A 17851-nucleotide genomic window follows, 5' to 3' on the forward strand; every position below is an offset into this window, starting at 1 on the left:
CGTCGGGCGCAGCCCCTGTAGGCTTCCGCCATGTCGAATGCGCCCCGATTCATCCATCTCCGCGTCCATACCGAATATTCGCTGCTGGAAGGCGCGGTCCCGGTGAAGAAGCTCATCGGGCTATGCACCGCGGCCGGGATGCCTGCGGTGGCCGTGACCGACACCAACGCCATGTTCGCGGCGCTGGAATTCTCGGTGCTGGCCAGCGGGGCGGGCATCCAGCCGATCGTCGGCTGCCAGATCGCCGTCGCCTTCGAAACTGCGGCGCTGGGGGAACGGCCCCGGGCGCCCGCGCCGATGGTGCTGCTGGCGCAGGACGAGGCGGGCTATGGCAACCTGATGAAGCTCTCGACCTGCCTCTATGTCGGCAAGGAGGGTGCGCTGCCGCAGGTGACGCTGGACGAGTTGCAGCGGCATTCGGATGGCCTGATCTGCCTGACCGGCGGCCCCGAGGGTCCGGTGGGACGCTTCCTTCAGGCCGGCCAGCGGCCGAAGGCCGAGGCGCTGCTGCGGCGGCTGGCCGAAATCTATCCGGGCCGGCTCTATGTCGAGTTGCAGCGCCATCCCGGCGAAGGTGGCCGGCTGACCGAGGCCGAGCGGGCCACCGAGCCGGGGCATGTCGAACTGGCCTATGCGCTGGACCTGCCGCTGGTCGCGACGAACGACGTCTACTTCCCCAAGGCCGAGATGTTCGAGGCCCACGACGCGCTGATCTGCATCGCCGAGGGCGCCTATGTCGACCAGAGCGCTCCCCGCCGGCGGCTGACGCCGCAGCACTACTTCAAGTCCGAAGCCGAGATGTGCGCGCTCTTCGCCGACCTGCCCGAGGCGCTGGAGTCGACGGTGGAGATCGCCCGGCGCTGCGCGTTCAAGGCGGCCAAGCGCCCCCCGATCCTGCCGCGCTTCGCCGATGACGAGGTCGAGGAACTGCGCCGTCAGGCCAAGGAAGGGCTGGCCGCCCGCCTCGCCGTGATCCCGCACGCGGCGCCGGTCGAGGACTACGAGGCGCGCCTTGCCTTCGAACTCGGCATCATCGAGCAGATGGGCTTTCCCGGTTACTTCCTGATCGTGGCCGACTTCATCAAGTGGGGGAAGGCCAACGGCATCCCGGTGGGACCGGGACGGGGGTCGGGCGCGGGCTCGCTCGTGGCTTACGCTCTGACGATTACCGATCTCGATCCATTGCGTTACCAGCTTCTCTTCGAGCGGTTTCTGAACCCCGAGCGGGTGTCGATGCCGGACTTCGACATCGACTTCTGCATGGACCGGCGCGAGGAGGTCATCCGCTACGTCCAGGGCAAGTACGGGCGCGACAAGGTGGGCCAGATCATCACCTTCGGCGCGCTTCTGTCCAAGGCCGCGGTGCGCGACGTAGGGCGCGTGCTGCAGATGCCCTACGGGCAGGTGGATCGCCTCTCGAAGATGATCCCGGTGGAGGGGGTGAAGCCGGTCTCGATCCAGAAGGCGCTGGCGGACGAGCCGCGCCTGCGCGAGGCCGCCAAGGCCGAAGAGGTGGTCAAGCGCCTCCTCGACTACGGAATGCAGATCGAGGGGCTGCTGCGCAATGCCTCGACCCATGCCGCGGGCGTCGTGATCGGCGACCGGCCGCTCGACGAACTGGTGCCGCTCTATCAGGATCCGCGGTCGGACATGCCGGCCACCCAGTTCAACATGAAGTGGGTCGAGGCGGCGGGGCTCGTGAAGTTCGACTTCCTCGGCCTGAAGACGCTGACGGTGATCCAGAATGCCATCGACCTGATCCGCGGCGGCGGGCGTCCGCTGCATCAGGCCGCGGACGGGCGGGTGCTCTACCAGCCGCCGCCGGGGGCCGAGAACGACATCGGCCACATCCCGCTGGACGATCCCGCGACCTACGAGCTTTACGCGCAGGCCAAGACCGTCGCGGTGTTCCAGGTCGAAAGCTCGGGGATGATGGACGCGCTCCGGCGGATGAAGCCCACCTGCATCGAGGATATCGTCGCGCTGGTGGCGCTCTATCGCCCGGGGCCGATGGAGAACATCCCGGTCTATTGCGAGGTGAAGCACGGGGTTCGGGATCTCGAAAGCCTGCACCCTACCATCGACCCGATCCTCGCCGAGACGCAGGGCATCATCGTCTATCAGGAACAGGTGATGCAGATCGCGCAGGTCATGGCGGGCTATACGCTCGGCGGCGCGGACCTCTTGCGCCGCGCGATGGGCAAGAAGATCGCTGAGGAGATGGCGAAGGAGCGGCCGAAGTTCATCGAAGGTGCCAAGAAGACCCACGGCATCGACGCGAAGAAAGCCGGCGAAGTATTCGACCTGCTTGAGAAATTCGCGAACTACGGCTTCAACAAGTCCCACGCCGCGGCCTATGCCGTGGTCAGTTACCAGACGGCCTGGCTGAAGGCGAACCACCCGGTCGAGTTCATGGCCGCGGTGATGAACTGCGATATCCACCTGACCGACAAGCTTGCGGTCTACAAGCGCGAGGTGGACAAGCTTGGCCTGAAGACGGTGGCTCCTTGCGTGAATGCCTCGCTCGCCACCTTCACGGTGCGGGACGGGGCGGTGGTCTATGCCTTGGGCGCGCTGAAGAACGTGGGCGTCGAGGCGATGGAGCTGATCGTCGCGGCGCGGGGCACCCGTCCCTTCGCGACGCTATTCGACTTTGCGGAGCGTGTGGATCTATCCCGCGTTGGCAAGCGCCCGCTGGAGATGCTTGCACGAGCGGGTGCCTTCGACTGTCTCAATAGGAACCGCCGGCAAGTTTTCGAGGCTTTGGAGTCTCTCGTTTCCTTCAGCATCGAAGTGCACCGACCGAGAGAAGGTGCCCTTGCAGACCTCTTGGGGGGCGTGAGCACAAAGACTGTGAGACTTCCTCCTTTGCCGCCTGTTGACGACTGGCTTCCAGTGGAGCGTCTGGGGCAGGAGCATCAGGCGATCGGCTTCTACCTCTCGGGCCATCCGCTCGACGATTACATGGGGCCGCTGAAGCGGAAGAACGTGACCACCGTCGCAGCACTGGCCGAAGCCGCGCAACGCGGGCCGATGGTGGCCAAGATTGCCGGAGCTGTCTCGTCGCGGCAGGAGAAGAAGTCGGCCAAGGGCAACCGCTTCGCCTTCGTCCAGCTCTCCGATCCGACGGGCCTCTATGAATGCACGGTGTTCTCGGACGTGCTGGAGCAGGCACGCGACCTGCTCGAGCCGGGCGGGCATGTCGTGCTGACCGTCGAGGCGACGCTCGAGGGCGACACGCTGAAGCTTCTGGCGCGCGGCGTCTCGCCCATCGACGCGGTGGCGGCGGATGCAGGCGCGGCCAGCCTGCGCATCCATCTCGACCGGGCGGAGGCCGCGGCCTCGGTCGCGGCGCTGCTGGCGCGGGTGCAGGGACGGGCGAAGGGACAGGTCACGATCTGCGTGGCCGACCCCGCCAGCGGGCAGGAGATCGACATCGCCCTGCCGCAGGACTACCCGGTCAGCCCGCAGGTGAAGGGCGCGCTCAAGGCCGTGCAGGGCGTGGTGATGATCGAGGAGATATGATCAGCCGATCCGCCACAAGACCAGCCGCGCCACCGTGACGCTCAGCACGATCCGGGCGACGTGATGGGCGGTCACGTAGACGATGCTCATCTGGAGCGAGAGGGCGATCAGGCTCATCTCGGCCAGTCCGCCCGGCGCGAAGGCTAGGAAGACCGCGGCCACCGGCTGCCCCGAAAGCGCCGCCACCGGCAGCGCGAAGGCGAAGGCGAGCGCGAGCGCCGCCGTCACGTTCATCGCGGCGAGCCGGCCCGCCAGCGGCAGCGCCCCACGCGGCAGGCCGGCGAAGCGGGCTCCCAGGACGCTGCCGATCCCGATCTGGGTCAACCCGATCAGCCAGTCCGGCGGCACTCCCCGCGTCAGCCCTGCAAGATGGGCAAGGGCCGACAGCGCGACCGGCCCGGTCATCGCGAAGGCCGGCAGCCGCAGGAGGCCGCCCAGCCAGACGCCCGCAAGGGCCGCAACCGCCAGCACCAGCAAGTCCGTCCACCCGAGCGGAAGCCCGGCCACCGCCGTTCCCGCGGCGCTGCCGACAGCGTGGCCCGTGAGCAGTGTGAAGCCGGCTGGCACCAGCACGATGGTCAGGATCAGGCGGAGGAACTGGAGCAGCACCAGCATCTGCGCATCCGCGCCCGCCTCCTCGCCCAGGGCGACCGATTCGATCAGCCCTCCCGGTGTCGCGCCGAACCAGGCCGTCGGCTTCGGAAGACCTCCGACCCGTCGGAAGATCTGGTAGCCGATGACGTGGGCCAGCGGAATGAAGAGGCAGAGCGCGAGCAGGCTCGGCCACCAGCGCGGAGCCTCGCGGACGACCTCGGCCGTGAAGGCGCCGCCGATGGCGACGCCGATGACCGGCAGGAAGACGATCCGCAGCTTCTGCGGCACCGCCACGGCGCGACCGAAGAGCCTGACCCGCAGCGCCGCCGCCGCGCCGACCGCGCAGAGCGATCCCATCAGAAGCGGCAGAGGCAGCCCCAGCGCGCGCGCCACCATGCCGCCAGCCGCGCCGAGCGTGAAGGTCAGGATCAGGGCGAGCGGATCGAAGGACAGGCGCATCCGCGGCAAATCAGCACCCCTTGCCGCGAAAGGCAAGGCCGCCGTCAGTAATGCGGCGGCGGCTGGTCCGCGATCAGTGCGACGGCATCGGCTTCCCGCTCGGCCTCGCGCTCCATCAGCAACTCGACCCGGCGGGTGAGCAGGGCGATCTCGGTCGCCTGCCGCGCGACCACATCGGACAGGTCCTCGACGACGCGGGTCAGGTGCGCGATCTGCACCTCGGCCGCTTCCATGCGCGTTTCCATCCGTTCCTCCTCTGGCTCCGCCCGGCGCTTGTCCGCGCCGCCCCCTTCCGATACACCGCGCCCGACGAACAGCGAAGGGTGCGACCCATGGCCAAGGACAAGGCTCCCCGCCGCCCGCGCGCGGACACGCCGAAGGGCTTTCGCGACTATTTTGGCGCGGACGTGACCGAGCGCAAGACGATGCTCGATGCGGTGGCCGAAGTCTACCATCGCTATGGCTTCGACCCGCTTGAAACCTCGGCGGTGGAAACCGTCGAGGCGCTGGGGAAGTTCCTGCCTGACGTCGACCGCCCGAACGAGGGCGTCTTCGGCTGGCAGGACGAGGATGGCGAGTGGCTGGCGCTGCGCTATGACCTGACGGCGCCGCTCGCTCGCGTGGCCGCGCAGTTCCGCAACGACCTGCCGAGCCCCTACCGCCGCTACGCAATGGGCCCCGTCTGGCGCAACGAGAAGCCCGGGCCGGGACGCTTCCGCCAGTTCTACCAGTGCGACGCCGATACGGTCGGTTCGGCCAGCGTGGCGGCGGATGCCGAGATCTGCGCGATGCTGTCGGACGCGCTGGAGGTCGTGGGCATTCCGCGCGGCGACTACATCGTGCGCGTGAACAACCGGAAGGTCCTGAATGGCGTGATGGAGGTCGTGGGCGTGCTCGACCCGTCTGACCCCGCGAAGTTCGAGGCCGAGCGCGGGATCGTCCTTCGCGCCATCGACAAGATCGACCGTCTGGGCGAGGCGGGCGTGCGGGCGCTTCTGGGCGAGGGTCGGAAGGACGAATCCGGCGACTTCACCAAGGGTGCGGGCCTTTCGGCGGAACAGGCCGAGGTGGTGATGGGATTCATGGCCTCCAAGCGTGATACCGGCGCGGCGACGGTTGCGCGACTGCGGGAACTGGTCGCTGGATCGGCGCTCGGCCTCGACGGGGTGCAGGAGCTGGAAACCATCGCCGAACTGCTCGATGCGCAGGGCTACGGGCCGGACAGGATCGTGGTGGACCCGTCGGTGGTGCGCGGCCTTGGCTATTACACCGGGCCGGTGTTCGAGGCGGAGCTGACCTTCGAGATCCTCGACGAGAAGGGCCGCAAGCGTCAGTTCGGCTCGGTCGCGGGCGGCGGGCGCTATGACGATCTGGTGAAGCGCTTCACCGGGCAGGCGGTGCCGGCGACGGGCGTCTCGATCGGCGTGGACCGGCTGCTTGCCGCGCTGCGCGCCAAGGGGCGGGCGGGGCAGGACGCGCAGGGGCCGGTGGTGGTCACCGTCATGGATCGCGACCGCATGGCCGATTACATGGCGATGGTGGGCGAGTTGCGCCGGGCGGGGCTTCGCGCGGAGCTTTACCTCGGCAACCCGAAGAACTTCGGCAACCAGTTGAAGTATGCCGATGCGCGAAAATCGCCCGTTGCGGTGATTCAGGGTTCGGACGAGGCGGCGCGCGGCGTCGTCGTGCTGAAGGACCTGGTGCTTGGGGCGCGGATCGCGGAAGGCGCGAGCCTCGAGGAATGGAAGTCGCGCCCGGCGCAGGTCGAGGTGCCGCGCGACGCGCTGGTCGAGGCTGTGCGCGGGATGCTCGCGTGACAAAGGCCGCCGTCCGCGCCGAGGCGGAGGCCATCTTCGCCGCCTTCCAGGCCGCCGGCGCGCAGCCGGTCGAGGCTGACATCCTGCTGCCGGCCGGCACGCTCCTCGACCTTTACGGCGAGGATATCCGGGCGCGGGCCTATGTGACCTCGGACCCCTTGCGCGGCGAGATGATGCTGCGGCCGGACTTCACCGTGCCGGTGGTGCAGGCGCACATGGCGGCCGGCGCCGATCCCGCCCGCTACACCTACATGGGCGAGGTCTTCCGTCGGCAGGAGCATCTGGGGCCGCGGGCCTCGGAATACCTGCAGGTCGGCTTCGAGGTCTTCGACCGCTCACATCCCGAGGCGGTCGATGCCGATGTCTTCGGGCTGATCGCCGAGGTTCTGGCGCCGCTCGGGCTTCAGGCGGCGACCGGCGACTTCGGTATCCTGCTGGCCGCAGTCAGGGGGCTTTCGACCTCGGACAAGCGCAAGTCGGCGCTGCTGCGCCATGTCTGGCGCCCGCAGCGGTTCCGCGCCCTGCTCGATCGGTTCGCGGGGCGGACCCCGGTGCCCGAGCCCCGCCTGCGGCTGCTGGAGCGGCTCGCTGCGGCCTCGCCCGAGGCGCTGATGGATCAGTCGGGCCCGGCCATTGGCCTGCGCGAGCCGGAAGACGTGGCCGCACGGGTTGCGGCCCTGATCGAGGATGCGCGGACGCCGCCGATCAACCCGGACGAGGCGGCGGTGCTCGATGACCTGCTGCTGGTCGAGGCGCCGGCGGGCGAGGCGCTCGCGCGGCTCGAGGCGCTGGCAGCGCGGATGCCCGCGATGGCCGCCTCGGTGCAGCGGTTCGCCGGGCGGCTGGACGCGCTGGCGGCGCGTGGCGTCGCGGTCGATCGCCTTCCCTTCGCGGCCGGCCACGGCCAGAGCACGCTGGAATATTACGACGGCTTCGTTTTCAGCTTCCACGCGGATGATCCGACGCTGCCGCCCGTATCCAGCGGCGGGCGCTATGACGCGCTGACGGCGGTGCTGGGGCAGGGGCACTCGATCCCCGCGGTGGGCGGCGTGATCCGTCCCGGTCTCGTGGCGCAGCTGAAAGGGACGGCGTGATGCTGAAGATCGGGGTGCCCTCGAAGGGCCGGCTGATGGAAAAGACGTTCGACTGGTTCGGCGCCCGTGGCGTGACAATGCGCCAGACGGGGGCCGAGCGGGAATATTCCGGCGCCGTGGATGGCGTCGAGGGCGTCGAACTCGTGCTGCTCTCGGCCGGCGAGATCCCGCGGGAGCTGAGCGCCGGCCGCATTCATCTGGGTGTCACCGGCTCGGATCTCGTGCGCGAGAAGCTGGCGGATTGGGAGACCCAGGTGGCCGAGCTGGCCCCGCTGGGCTTCGGACACGCCGACCTGATCATCGCGGTGCCGGCCTTCTGGATCGACGTCGACACGCTGGACGATCTGGACGCGGCGGCGGCGGCCTTCCGGGCGACCCACGGCTTCCGCCTGCGGATCGCCACCAAGTATCACCGCCTGGTGCGGGAGTTCCTGACCGCCAACGGCGTCGCCGACTACCAGATCGTGGACAGCCAGGGCGCAACCGAAGGCACGGTGAAAAACACCACCGCCGAGGCCATCGCGGACATTACCTCATCGGGCGAGACGCTACGGGCGAATCATCTGAAAATCCTTTCCGACGGTCTGGTGCACAGCTCGCAGGCCGTGCTGTTCGCCTCGCGCCGGGCGGACTGGACCGAGGCGGGGACGGTTCTCGACCGGCTGGCCGGGCATCTCGCCATCGCGGCGCCGCGGCTCACCTGAGCCCGATGTCGGCCAGCGCCTGAGCGAGATCGGGAGGCAGCGGCTCCTCGCGCTGCCGCCCCTGCGGCAGGTCGGCGGGGGCATCCTCCGGCGCCAGGTAGCGCCAGCCCTGGAAGGGCCGGCGGGCCGCGGCCACGGTCCGGATCACCGCCGGATCCAGCACCAGCGCGCAGCGGGTGATGCCATCGGAGCCTTCGACCGACTCGAGCCCCAGGATCGGCTGCCGCGCGAGAATCGATCCCTTGAACACCCAGTAGAGCGAGCCCCCGGCGAGGATCTCCGCCTCGCGCTTCGGCCACATCCGCGTGACATGACGGGGATTCCCCTCGGGCCAGCGGTGCCTCTGGCTTGCCTGCCAGTCGAGAAGATCTTCCACCGTCTCTGCGCCGACGCAGAGTTTCAGAAGGTTGACGTGCTTGGCCAAGGGGACTCTCCGGCTTCGGAAGCCTTCATATAGCCGTGGCGCACGGGCGGTCCAAGCTGTTTGACCGCGGCGCGCCAGGCGCATATCTTGGGTGTCCCTTCCACCTGATCCACAAATTCAAGGTTCCCGTCCCATGTCGCGCTTCCACGCCCCCATTGCCGAACAGATCTGGGACATGAAATACCGCCTGAAGGACAGTGCCGGGCATGCGCTCGATGGCACCGTTGAGGATACGTGGCGCCGCATCGCGCGCTCGCTGGCCGAAGTGGAGAAGGAGCCGGCGCTCTGGGAGGATCGCTTCTACCGCGCGCTCGAGGATTTCAGATTTCTCCCGGCCGGCCGCATCACGGCAGGCGCCGGCACCGGCCGCGCGGTGACGCTGTTCAACTGCTTCGTGATGGGCACGATCCCCGACAGCATGGCGGGCATCTTCGACGCGTTGAAGGAGGCCGCCCTGACCATGCAGCAGGGCGGGGGGATCGGCTACGACTTCTCCACCATCCGTCCACGCGGCGCCGAGGTGAAGGGCGTGGCCGCCGACGCCTCGGGGCCGCTGTCCTTCATGGATGTCTGGGACGCCATGTGCCGCACCATCATGTCGGCCGGTTCGCGCCGCGGCGCGATGATGGCCACGATGCGCTGCGACCATCCCGACATCGAGGCCTTCATCGAGGCGAAGAAGGACCCGGCCCGGCTGCGGATGTTCAATCTTTCCGTTCTCGTGACCGATGCCTTCATGGCGGCCGTCAAGGCGGACGGGCCGTGGGAACTGGTCTTCGACGGCAAGGTCTACCGGACGCTGCAGGCGCGCGACCTGTGGAACCGGATCATGCGCTCGACCTACGACTTCGCCGAGCCCGGCGTGATCTTCATCGACCGCATCAACCAGCTGAACAACCTCGCCTATTGTGAAACCATCGCGGCCACCAACCCCTGCGGCGAGCAGCCCCTGCCGCCCTATGGCGCCTGCCTTCTCGGCTCGGTGAACCTCGCCCGGCTGGTGTCGCACCCGTTCGAGGAGGGAGCCGAGCTGGACCTCGGGCAGCTCGACGAGTTGGTCCGGCTGTCGGTCCGCATGATGGACAACGTGGTCGACGCGTCCCGCTTCCCGCTGCCGCAGCAGGCGCACGAGGCGCAGATGAAGCGGCGGATCGGCCTTGGCGTGACGGGTCTGGCCGATACGCTGCTCATGGTGGGGCTGCGCTACGGATCGGAAGAGGCTGCACGGCAGACCGAGACCTGGATGAAGGCGATCGCCCGCGCGGCCTATCTGGCCTCGTCCGATCTCGCGCGCGAGAAGGGGGCCTTCCCGCTGTTCGAGGCCGACGCCTATCTCGCCTCCGGCTCGCTGACCCACATGGACGATGATGTGCGCGAGGCGATCCGCAAGAACGGCATCCGCAATGCGCTGCTGACCTCGGTCGCGCCCACGGGCACGATCAGCCTCTATGCCGGCAACGTCTCCTCCGGCATCGAACCGGTCTTTGCCTATGCCTATACCCGCAAGGTGCTGCAGAAGGACGGAACCCGCACCGAGGAGGAAGTGGTCGACTACGCCGTCCGGCTCTGGCGCGAGAAGATGGGCGACGCGCCGCTGCCCGACCATTTCGTGAACGCGCAGACGCTTGCGCCGCTGGACCATGTCCGGATGCAGGCGGCGGCGCAGAAGTGGATCGACAGCTCGATCTCGAAGACGATCAACTGCCCCGAGGACATTTCCTTCGACGATTTTGCCGATGTCTACCTCGCCGCCTGGGAGATGGGCTGCAAGGGCTGCACGACCTATCGCCCGAACGAGGTGACGGGCTCGGTCCTGTCGGTGTCCGAAGCCGCGAAGGCCGCGCCGGTCGAGGCGCCGGAGCCGAAGGGCGGCGAGGTGGTGTATCTCACCGATCCGCTCGACCGTCCCGCGGCACTGGAGGGCGCGACCTACAAGGTGAAGTGGCCGGGCTCGGAGCATGCGCTTTACATCACGGTGAACGACATCGTCATCGCCGGGCACCGGAGGCCGTTCGAGGTCTTCATCAACTCCAAGAACATGGAGCATTTCGCCTGGACGGTGGCCCTGACCCGGATGATCTCTGCGGTGTTCCGGCGCGGGGGCGACATCTCGTTCGTGGTCGAGGAGTTGAAGGCGGTCTTCGATCCCCGCGGCGGCGCCTGGATGGAGGGGCGCTACATCCCGTCGATCCTGGCCGCCATCGGCGGCGTGATCGAGCGCCACCTGATCGCGATCGGCTTCATCGAGGGCGAAGGCATGGGGCTGAAGACCGACCCCAAGGCGGATGTGGAGGTTCTCGGCGTGAAGGCAAAGGCCTGCTCGTCCTGCGGAAGCTACGACCTGCGGATGGTCGAGGGATGCATGACCTGCGCGAGCTGTGGGTTTTCGAAGTGCGGATAGCAAGGTGGCGAGCAACAGTGACGAAGCGGCCATTTAACTTCCATTCTGGCAGCTTTCGGCTTCCATTTTTCGGATGATTGTTTTCCATTCCGACACGGTCACCGGAAAAACACTTTTGTTACAGGGTGTTACCCTGCCACCATCTTTCTGATGGCCTGTTCCGGCGCTGGCAGACGCGAGCGTGGGTGCTTTCTGGTGGCGCGTAACGGTTCTTGACCCCGTAGCGCCGTGTTCCCGCTCCTTCGGGGAGAGCGGGGACGCGGCGCCGACTTGACCAGAACCCCGTGGCTGGTTGCCATTACGGAAAGACACCATGCCCTACGACGCTCCGGCTTCCCCGGCCGGGATCCTGCTCCTGCGCGTCTTCTTCGATCACGAACTGGCCGCCGTGCTTGCTGCGGCGCACTTGCTGGGAGGCTCGTCCGCGCGCAACCGCGTGCAGCGGCTCGCCGTTCGTGTCGCCGAAGCCACTCGCGCGACCCCTCTGTTGCGTCGCGAACTGCTGGCGCTGCATCGCCTCCTCGCGCTCGACGGCGTGGAAGATCCGGAGGGCGACGCTGCCGGCTACTTCTCCTCGATCGATCCTGCGGACCCGAGGGTGCACGAGATCTGCCGGCTCAGCGAAGCGTTCAGCAACCTTCTCGACTCTCTCGACGATCGTGAGGTCCTGCCTTCCCGGCGAGCCGCCGCATGACTTCCTCCGGCCCCCCTTCGGGGCCGGCGCTTGACCTCGGGTGCTTCCACCCGAAGAGAATGAAGGAGGTCATGCTTTTGGAAGAGTCACTGGAGGCGCGTGCCGAACGCGCCGTGGCGCGGGGCAGTGCCGTGGCCTTGGCGGTGCGCGCACATCACCTTTACCGAACGGCGTCCTCTGGTGGCCTGCCAGAGGTCTGCCTCCGGCGCTTCGAGCAGGGCCGGGTGTTCGACACTGCCGACGATGGTCCTCTGATCAGCCTCCACGCGGAACTCGAGCGACAGATCGGGCGCCACATCGTTGGCTACCGCTACGCATGGGATGGTTGCGACGACGCCGTCGAGCACGATCCGCGGGGTGTGGAGCCGATCCCGGTCCATGATGCGGATGGGGAGGTTCTGTGCCGGGTGCAGGATCTGGTGAATGAGTTCATGCGTCTGCGCGACGGGGTCCGTCATGCGGTGATCGGGCTGCGCGAGATCGCGCGGCTCATGGAGAACAGCTGAACGCTGCGTCACCAGCGATTGGCATGAAGGACAGGCGGCGCGGGGCGACCCGCGCCGCCTGTTTTCCGTGGCAGCGAGGATGGCGCCTGCCTGTGTCGCTCCTGGTTCTTGGCACCGCCCTGCATCCAAAGCAAAAGGGCGTGCGGATTGCGCACGCCCTTCGGTTCGGTGTGGCGCCAACGGCGTCAGCGCGGCGGTCGCCAGAGCGTGCTGGTGTTGGCGGCGGCATTCCCAAGGTCGGAGGGTGCGCTCGAGGACGGCGGAGCATCCGCCGTCGGGGCTACCTTGGCAGGTCGGGTCGAGGAGCGGGCCTTCCGCGAGGCACGCTGCGGTGTTGACGCAGCAGGTTCCCCAACCTCGTCCTCGGGAGTGAAAGCAGCGGGCGCGGTGGGGATGATCGAGCGGCCGACGCCCTCCTCGACCGGCAGCACGGTGGGCGCATCGGCCGCGATGGAGAAGTTCGCGAACAGTTCGGACTGGAAATGCTGCAGCCGTTCCGGCGTCCAGGCCTGGTCGACGAGGCGGGACTGGAGCTTGGCCTTCTGGTTGGTCGCCTCGATGTCGTCGATCGCCTTGAAGATGACCGCCTGAGTATGGGACTTGCGCGCTGCCGCGGCCTCCCGCAGGGCTTGGCGAGCAGCGATCCAGACCTGCGCCGTCAGGCCGCGGAAGCGTTCGTGCACTGCCGGCACCTCGACCCAGACATCGTCGATCCGCACGCTGATCGCGCCGAGGTCGGCGTGATCCCAGCGGGTCTGGAGCATGATCGCCCCTTCTGCGGCGAAGTGGCTGGCGAGACGCAGACTGTTGTAGGGGATCCCAAGGATGACGACGCCGTGCTTCGTCAGGCGGTATGTGCCAGCGATGCCGAAGGCGACCCGCTGCCGCTCGAGCGACGGGAGGGCCTTCAGCGGATAGTTGCCGGCGGCCATGTCCGATTGCCATTGCTCGAGCGGCGTCAGCAGGCCCAAGCCGGTGTGAGGCGTGTTGTGATAGATGTCGACGATCCAGCGGACGAGGATCCGGCACATATCCTCGGTGCCAAGGCAGGCGCGCGCGTCCGCATCATAATCCCCGCGCTTCACGGTGTCCGAGAAGGTGCGCCCCGAAAGTCTGCAGAGCAGGCCCTTCGCGATGGTCTGGAACAGTCGCTCGATGCGGCCGCGCGCCGAGGCAGCCCCGGCGATCGCCGTGAGATCGGTTATGCGCAGGTCGGCGCAGGCGTCGCTGAAGTCGATCGACGTCAGACCGGAGCCCGCGTCGTGCACGATCCCCTCGGGCGTCCCGCATTGCGACCAAGGCGTCAGCGCTCCGACCTGATCAGCGAATTCTCCCTTGTCGGCCATGATCATGCGCAGGCATTCGACGGCCGCACTCGCTCGCGGGTTCGGCGTGAGCTTGAGCGCGAGGATCATTCGCGTGCGGCAGTCGATGGCGACCACGATCCACCAGCGGATCTTCTCCTTGTCGAGGCCGAACGCCACGATCTCCTCCGGTGTGAAGATCTTGCGCAACCTAGTCTGCGACAGGATGGTCCGGAGGTCGATCCAGCATTCGTCGATCTCGACGCGCTCGAGCGGCCGGCTGACCTCGAGGCCGGTGGTGCCGGCGCGAAACATCTTCTTCGCGTAGTCCTCTCCATGGCGCGCGATCATGACCTCGAGCTTGTCGAGGCGCGCAATCGCCGCGCGAACCGCGTCGCGGCGGGGCACGTCGGTGATCAGCGACAGCCCCTTGGCGGCCCTTTCCTCATTCTCCTTCTCGAACGCGCGCCGGACGTCTGCCGTCACCGCGACCTTGGACTTCTGCTCGCGCGTCAGGTAGCTCGCGCGGACGGTCTGGACGAGGAGGGCATCCACCTCGGGGGGGAAGGCGGAACTGCGATCGCCGCGCTGATCGATGCCATCGACGAGCGCGAGCTTTCCGCCAGCGAGGAACTTCTTGCGCCACTGCAGAAGGGTCTTCGCCGCCCGGTGCCGGGGCAGCGGGATGCCGGCGGGCAGCGGCACCTGGTCGCCCGTCTTGAGGGCACGGTAGACCTCATTGAGCCGCGCCTCGTCGGGAAGCTTGGCGAGGTACTTGAGGGCTTCGACACGAATGGTCAGCATGGCCGCGTTGATCGACTGGTACGTGAGGACGACTTCTCCCCGCCGCTGCAGATCGATCAGGGCCGACACCATCGCGTAGCGCTCGTTGACCCTGCTGGCATGCTCCGGATCCAGGTCGGACGTCGTAATGTCCGGGCGCGGCGGCGCGGCCTGGGTCCGCAGGTGCGGGGGCAGGAAATGTTCGCGCTCGTGATGGATGTGGCCGGCACGGTTCAGTCGGCTCAGGTGGTCGAAGGTGAAGGTCTCGGCAGGGTCGGTGCCTTCGGCGGGCGCCAGCACATAGGCGTCGCCGGTGCGGTAGCCAAGCCGGAAGGCCTTGCCGCCGATCGTGAGACGGCAGTGCTCCGAGACGTGGAAGGGCGGATGTCGGATGTCGGTCGCGCGGCTCATGCGCGGTTCTCCGTGAGGCGGACGAGCGTGTCCGGGGTGATGCGTTCGGGACGAGCGGTGCAGAGCTGGTGGCCGCGCAGGAGGCGAAGGATCGCGCGGTAGCCGCGTGCCTCGAGGCCGGTCGCGAGCGTCAGGTCGCGGATGCAGCGCGCGCCGGTCAGCGTCGCGGCGACCTCGAGGGCGCGCGCGTCGGCCTCCGGGTCGGGTTCGTGGACGGCAGCGATCAGATGCGCGTTGTACAATTCCACCGGATCGAGATCGGCGTCGCTCAGCAGCCGGACGTCGTCGGCGAAGCGCTTCCGGCGCACCCACCAGGCGACCTCCTGCATCTGGGCGAGGAAGCGACCGGAAACCAGCCGGACCTCGGGCTTGACCGTGTAGGCGATCCTGCGTCCCGAGCGTTCGGTGACGACGATGTCGAAGATGTGCTCGTCGTCGCGGCCGTAGCGGAAGCGGACCTGCTCGCGCAGGTCGACCGTCTCGGGCCGCGCACTCAGCACGAGCTGCCACTTGTGCTCGAGCAGCGACTCGGCCTGCGCCCGAACCCCGTCGCCGTCGCCGAGGACGGTGTGCACGATGCAATGGCTTTTGGACGCGCGCGGGACGTCGTGGTCGGCGCGCGACGGCGCCGGAAGCCGGACGTCGGACGGCTCCCGAAGCAGGAGGGCGAGTGCGGCGGTCATGCACCTGCTCCCTTATGGCCGGTATGGAAGGCAGGCGCCGTGCCGTATCCGGCGAGATGCCGGGGATGGCAGTCGAGTTCGGGCATGGTCGGGCTCCGCAGGAAGGTCCCCGTGTCGCGGGACCGGTCAAGCGGAAGAGCCGGTGCAAGCCATGCATTCGTGCAGGACGCGCCGGTGTCGAAGCGGAGGTCGACCTTGCAAAGGTCATATTGGCCGGTTGCGCCGGTCCGGAAGAAGAACTTGCCGGTCTGTCGGGAGGGTGTGCCGCCGGTTCCTCGCGTGGGGTCGATTGTGATCGAGATCATGGTCCTGGCCTCTGGTCGCGGGCCTCGTCGCCCGCGAAGAAGCAGATCGATCCGGTCGGAAGAAAACCCTTGAAAAAATGCGGGTGGTTGACTCGGTCCGACCCGCGCCGAGCCAACTCCCGTGGGGAAGTCCGTCCTGCCCTTGGCGAGCCCGGTGGACGTCAGGGCAGGATGAGCAACGGCTTCCGCTGGAGACCTGCCGCGATTGTCGCGCGAAGCTCGCACGCGAGGTCGTGCTGGGCGTCCTTTACCGCCCTCAACTCGGCAATCTCGGCCCTGACTTGTGCAAGAGCCGCCTTCAGTGTCTCGACCTCGGCCACGTGAGGCGTCACCGCCTCGCGCCGCGCCAGGTCCAGCAGCGCCTCGACCGAGGTCCGGACGAGCTGCCGAGCCTGCGCCATCGCCGGCGATCCGGAACTTCCGCCGGCGCGTCGGTCGGCAGGAGTTTTGCACCATGCTCCTGCCAGATCTTCCATGCTGTCGCCGGATGCCCAGTGCGACCCAGCCGGCGGAAAAGTTTGGCTTGCGTCGGCTCTTCCCCTTCGGCGCGCAGCGCGAGGCCGGTTGCGAGGACGTCTTCCACGGTAGGGGCGGGTCTTGCAGGCATCCGGTCACCTTCCTGATCCTGCCGTGGAAGTGGACCCGTCTCGCGTCATACGGAAATAGGCCGTGCTCATGCCCGCGCGTATAGTCTCTGCCGAGCCGACCAAACGGCCGCACCGGATCCTTCCGGGCGGCTGACAGAAGCTGTCGTGACGGTATGCGAACGGCGGTACGCGGCGGCAATCCCAGTCGGCTCCGAGGAGTGCGGGTTGACGTGACCGGCGCGCACGACGATCCTGCCGCTAACGGTGGTGAGGACATGAAGACGGACAGCTTTGATCCCGTGGAGCGCGCGCGGCAGAAGGCCATTTGGCGGCAGGCCGATGAGGCGGCATTGAAGGCGGGCCTCGTTACGCGCGAAGAGCTTCAACTCGTGAACGGCGGGTTTCAGTTGTTCAGGAACTCTGTTCTTGTCCGGCATGCGAAATCTGGCCAAGGCGCCGCTCACCAGCTTGCGGACCTTGACGTTGACGAAAAAGCCCGACGACCCTAGCCTTCGCACGCAATGACATCGGTTGACGCTCCCCTTCGGACGGCCAGAGACGAGGTCGAACATCTCTTCGGGCAGTGCATTCTGCGGCTGCAAGCCTTCGAACTGCTGCTGAAATCGATTGTCGCGGGGCATCACGTCTCCGGCTCGACGTCCACATGGGAGGACACCCGCGCCAACCGGATAGCCGAGGTCCGGCGGAAGACCCTGGGTGGACTGGTCGGCGAGATTATGGGGTCCGTCCTCGTGCCTGCCGGTCAGGAGGGCCAGCGCGACGCGCGCGATGACGCCGCCGATTAGCTGCTCGGGGCGGATAGCTTTCCCCGCCGACGACCTCGCCCGCATCGGACGTGAACACCGCGGGCTGGTCGCTTTGCGCAACACCCTGGTTCACCACTTCCTCGAAGAACACGATCTTCGCACGGAAGACGGCTGCCTCTTAGCGCGACAGGCCCTGACGGCCGCCATTAATCGCGTCGCCCGCGCCCATGCGGATCTGCAGACCTGCGCGGCGGACATGGAACAGGCCCGCAGCACCATGGCCGAATATCTCGCGTCACCCGAATTTCACGACTGGATTGTCCACGAACGAGTACCTTGGCCCGTCACGACGATCGCGCAAGCCCTGGTGGACGCGGCAAGTGAGTTGGCACCGGGCGGCTGGACATCTGTGGAGACCGCCTTGAGTTGGTTCCTGACGCGCGATCCCGGCGAACGGCCCGATGATTATGGTTGTCGGAGCTGGCGCCAAGTCATCCACGAATCCGGGCTTTTCGACCTGCAGGTGCGCAAGGTCGATGGCCGCCCTCGGGCTTGGTATGGTCCTCGCATTCCGAGATTCTGGTAGCCGCGGTGTCATGTCGGACGCCATAGAATAGCCCGTTCCGTGTCAACGGGCGGGAAGCGAACGGCCGCGCGGCATGGCATCCGCAGAAACCTACAAAACGGGCCGCTCAATCTCACGGCGCGAACGGGTGTGATGCGCACATTGCGAGCTTGCCGTCACCTACCCTGCCAAGCGCGACAACAAGACGCGCTCCGGCCCATAATGGCC

The 17851-nt window shown here is 67.6% G+C and carries 16 protein-coding genes; 8 read left to right on the forward strand and 8 right to left on the reverse strand.

Annotation, left to right across the window (positions count from 1 at the left end; translation table 11 throughout):
* The first annotated feature begins 30 nt into the window (after nucleotides 1-30).
* Entirely contained in the window at nucleotides 31-3525 is a 3495-nt protein-coding gene (dnaE, locus tag CK951_RS19650) for a DNA polymerase III subunit alpha (protein WP_096787890.1), read from the forward strand.
* Here dnaE and CK951_RS19655 read toward each other — a convergent pair whose 3' ends face one another.
* A complete protein-coding gene (locus CK951_RS19655) occupies nucleotides 3526-4578 on the reverse strand; it encodes an AbrB family transcriptional regulator (protein ID WP_096787891.1) in 1053 nt (350 codons plus the stop codon).
* Between the two features lie 44 nt (nucleotides 4579-4622).
* Nucleotides 4623-4823 carry a SlyX family protein gene (locus tag CK951_RS19660; RefSeq protein ID WP_096787892.1) on the reverse strand — a complete coding sequence of 67 codons (201 nt, stop codon included), beginning with the start codon at nucleotides 4821-4823 and terminating at the stop codon, nucleotides 4623-4625.
* Between the two features lie 87 nt (nucleotides 4824-4910).
* Between CK951_RS19660 and hisS the strand changes: the two genes are divergently transcribed.
* The 3 genes from hisS to hisG are packed head-to-tail and all read left to right on the forward strand — an operon-like array spanning nucleotide 4911 to nucleotide 8193.
* Nucleotides 4911-6395 carry a histidine--tRNA ligase gene (gene hisS, locus CK951_RS19665; protein ID WP_096787893.1) on the forward strand — a complete coding sequence of 495 codons (1485 nt, stop codon included), beginning with the start codon at nucleotides 4911-4913 and terminating at the stop codon, nucleotides 6393-6395.
* The gene (locus tag CK951_RS19670) at nucleotides 6392-7489 is read left to right on the forward strand and encodes an ATP phosphoribosyltransferase regulatory subunit (RefSeq protein WP_096787894.1); all 1098 of its coding nucleotides are present in this window, start codon (nucleotides 6392-6394) and stop codon (nucleotides 7487-7489) included. Before hisS ends, CK951_RS19670 begins: the two co-directional genes overlap by 4 nt.
* Nucleotides 7486-8193 carry an ATP phosphoribosyltransferase gene (gene hisG / locus CK951_RS19675; protein ID WP_096787895.1) on the forward strand — a complete coding sequence of 236 codons (708 nt, stop codon included), beginning with the start codon at nucleotides 7486-7488 and terminating at the stop codon, nucleotides 8191-8193. Before CK951_RS19670 ends, hisG begins: the two co-directional genes overlap by 4 nt.
* Here the strand turns inward: hisG and CK951_RS19680 are convergent.
* Nucleotides 8186-8617: a DUF1489 family protein gene (locus CK951_RS19680; RefSeq protein ID WP_096787896.1), complete on the reverse strand. Its 432-nt coding sequence runs from the start codon at nucleotides 8615-8617 to the stop codon at nucleotides 8186-8188. The two genes, hisG and CK951_RS19680, sit on opposite strands and share 8 nt — an antisense overlap.
* A gap of 133 nt (nucleotides 8618-8750) precedes the next feature.
* On the opposite strand from CK951_RS19680, the gene CK951_RS19685 reads away from it, so the two are divergent.
* The 3 genes from CK951_RS19685 to CK951_RS19695 all read left to right on the forward strand — a co-directional run bounded on the left by CK951_RS19685 (nucleotide 8751) and on the right by CK951_RS19695 (nucleotide 12218).
* Nucleotides 8751-11018, forward strand: a complete 2268-nt coding sequence (locus CK951_RS19685; RefSeq protein WP_096787897.1) for an adenosylcobalamin-dependent ribonucleoside-diphosphate reductase — start codon at nucleotides 8751-8753, stop codon at nucleotides 11016-11018.
* Between the two features lie 313 nt (nucleotides 11019-11331).
* The gene (locus CK951_RS19690; RefSeq protein WP_096787898.1) at nucleotides 11332-11712 is read left to right on the forward strand and encodes a hypothetical protein; all 381 of its coding nucleotides are present in this window, start codon (nucleotides 11332-11334) and stop codon (nucleotides 11710-11712) included.
* A 59-nt stretch (nucleotides 11713-11771) separates the two neighbouring features.
* Nucleotides 11772-12218, forward strand: coding sequence for a hypothetical protein (locus CK951_RS19695; protein ID WP_157764678.1), 447 nt, complete (start codon nucleotides 11772-11774; stop codon nucleotides 12216-12218).
* A gap of 185 nt (nucleotides 12219-12403) precedes the next feature.
* Here the strand turns inward: CK951_RS19695 and CK951_RS19700 are convergent, their stop codons facing one another.
* The 5 genes from CK951_RS19700 to CK951_RS21480 form a co-directional block, all read right to left on the reverse strand.
* Nucleotides 12404-14716, reverse strand: coding sequence for a DDE-type integrase/transposase/recombinase (locus CK951_RS19700; RefSeq protein WP_157764679.1), 2313 nt, complete (start codon nucleotides 14714-14716; stop codon nucleotides 12404-12406).
* Nucleotides 14713-15399, reverse strand: a complete 687-nt coding sequence (locus tag CK951_RS21235; protein ID WP_157764680.1) for a hypothetical protein — start codon at nucleotides 15397-15399, stop codon at nucleotides 14713-14715. The genes CK951_RS19700 and CK951_RS21235 overlap by 4 nt, the downstream gene beginning before the upstream one ends.
* A 466-nt stretch (nucleotides 15400-15865) precedes the next feature.
* On the reverse strand, nucleotides 15866-16105 hold the full coding sequence (locus CK951_RS19705; RefSeq protein ID WP_096787901.1) for a hypothetical protein: 240 nt from the start codon (nucleotides 16103-16105) through the stop codon (nucleotides 15866-15868).
* Nucleotides 16033-16311, reverse strand: a complete 279-nt coding sequence (locus CK951_RS22160) for a DNA-binding protein (protein ID WP_096787902.1) — start codon at nucleotides 16309-16311, stop codon at nucleotides 16033-16035. Before CK951_RS22160 ends, CK951_RS19705 begins: the two co-directional genes overlap by 73 nt.
* A gap of 66 nt (nucleotides 16312-16377) precedes the next feature.
* Nucleotides 16378-16932: a hypothetical protein gene (locus tag CK951_RS21480; protein WP_198402517.1), complete on the reverse strand. Its 555-nt coding sequence runs from the start codon at nucleotides 16930-16932 to the stop codon at nucleotides 16378-16380.
* Between the two features lie 148 nt (nucleotides 16933-17080).
* On the opposite strand from CK951_RS21480, the gene CK951_RS19720 reads away from it, so the two are divergent.
* Nucleotides 17081-17644 carry an OST-HTH/LOTUS domain-containing protein gene (locus CK951_RS19720; RefSeq protein ID WP_232520757.1) on the forward strand — a complete coding sequence of 188 codons (564 nt, stop codon included), beginning with the start codon at nucleotides 17081-17083 and terminating at the stop codon, nucleotides 17642-17644.
* The last annotated feature ends 207 nt before the right edge of the window (nucleotides 17645-17851 follow it).

Origin of the sequence: Rhodobacter sp. CZR27 (assembly GCF_002407205.1) — a bacterium.
Taxonomy (GTDB): Bacteria; Pseudomonadota; Alphaproteobacteria; order Rhodobacterales; family Rhodobacteraceae; genus Cereibacter_A.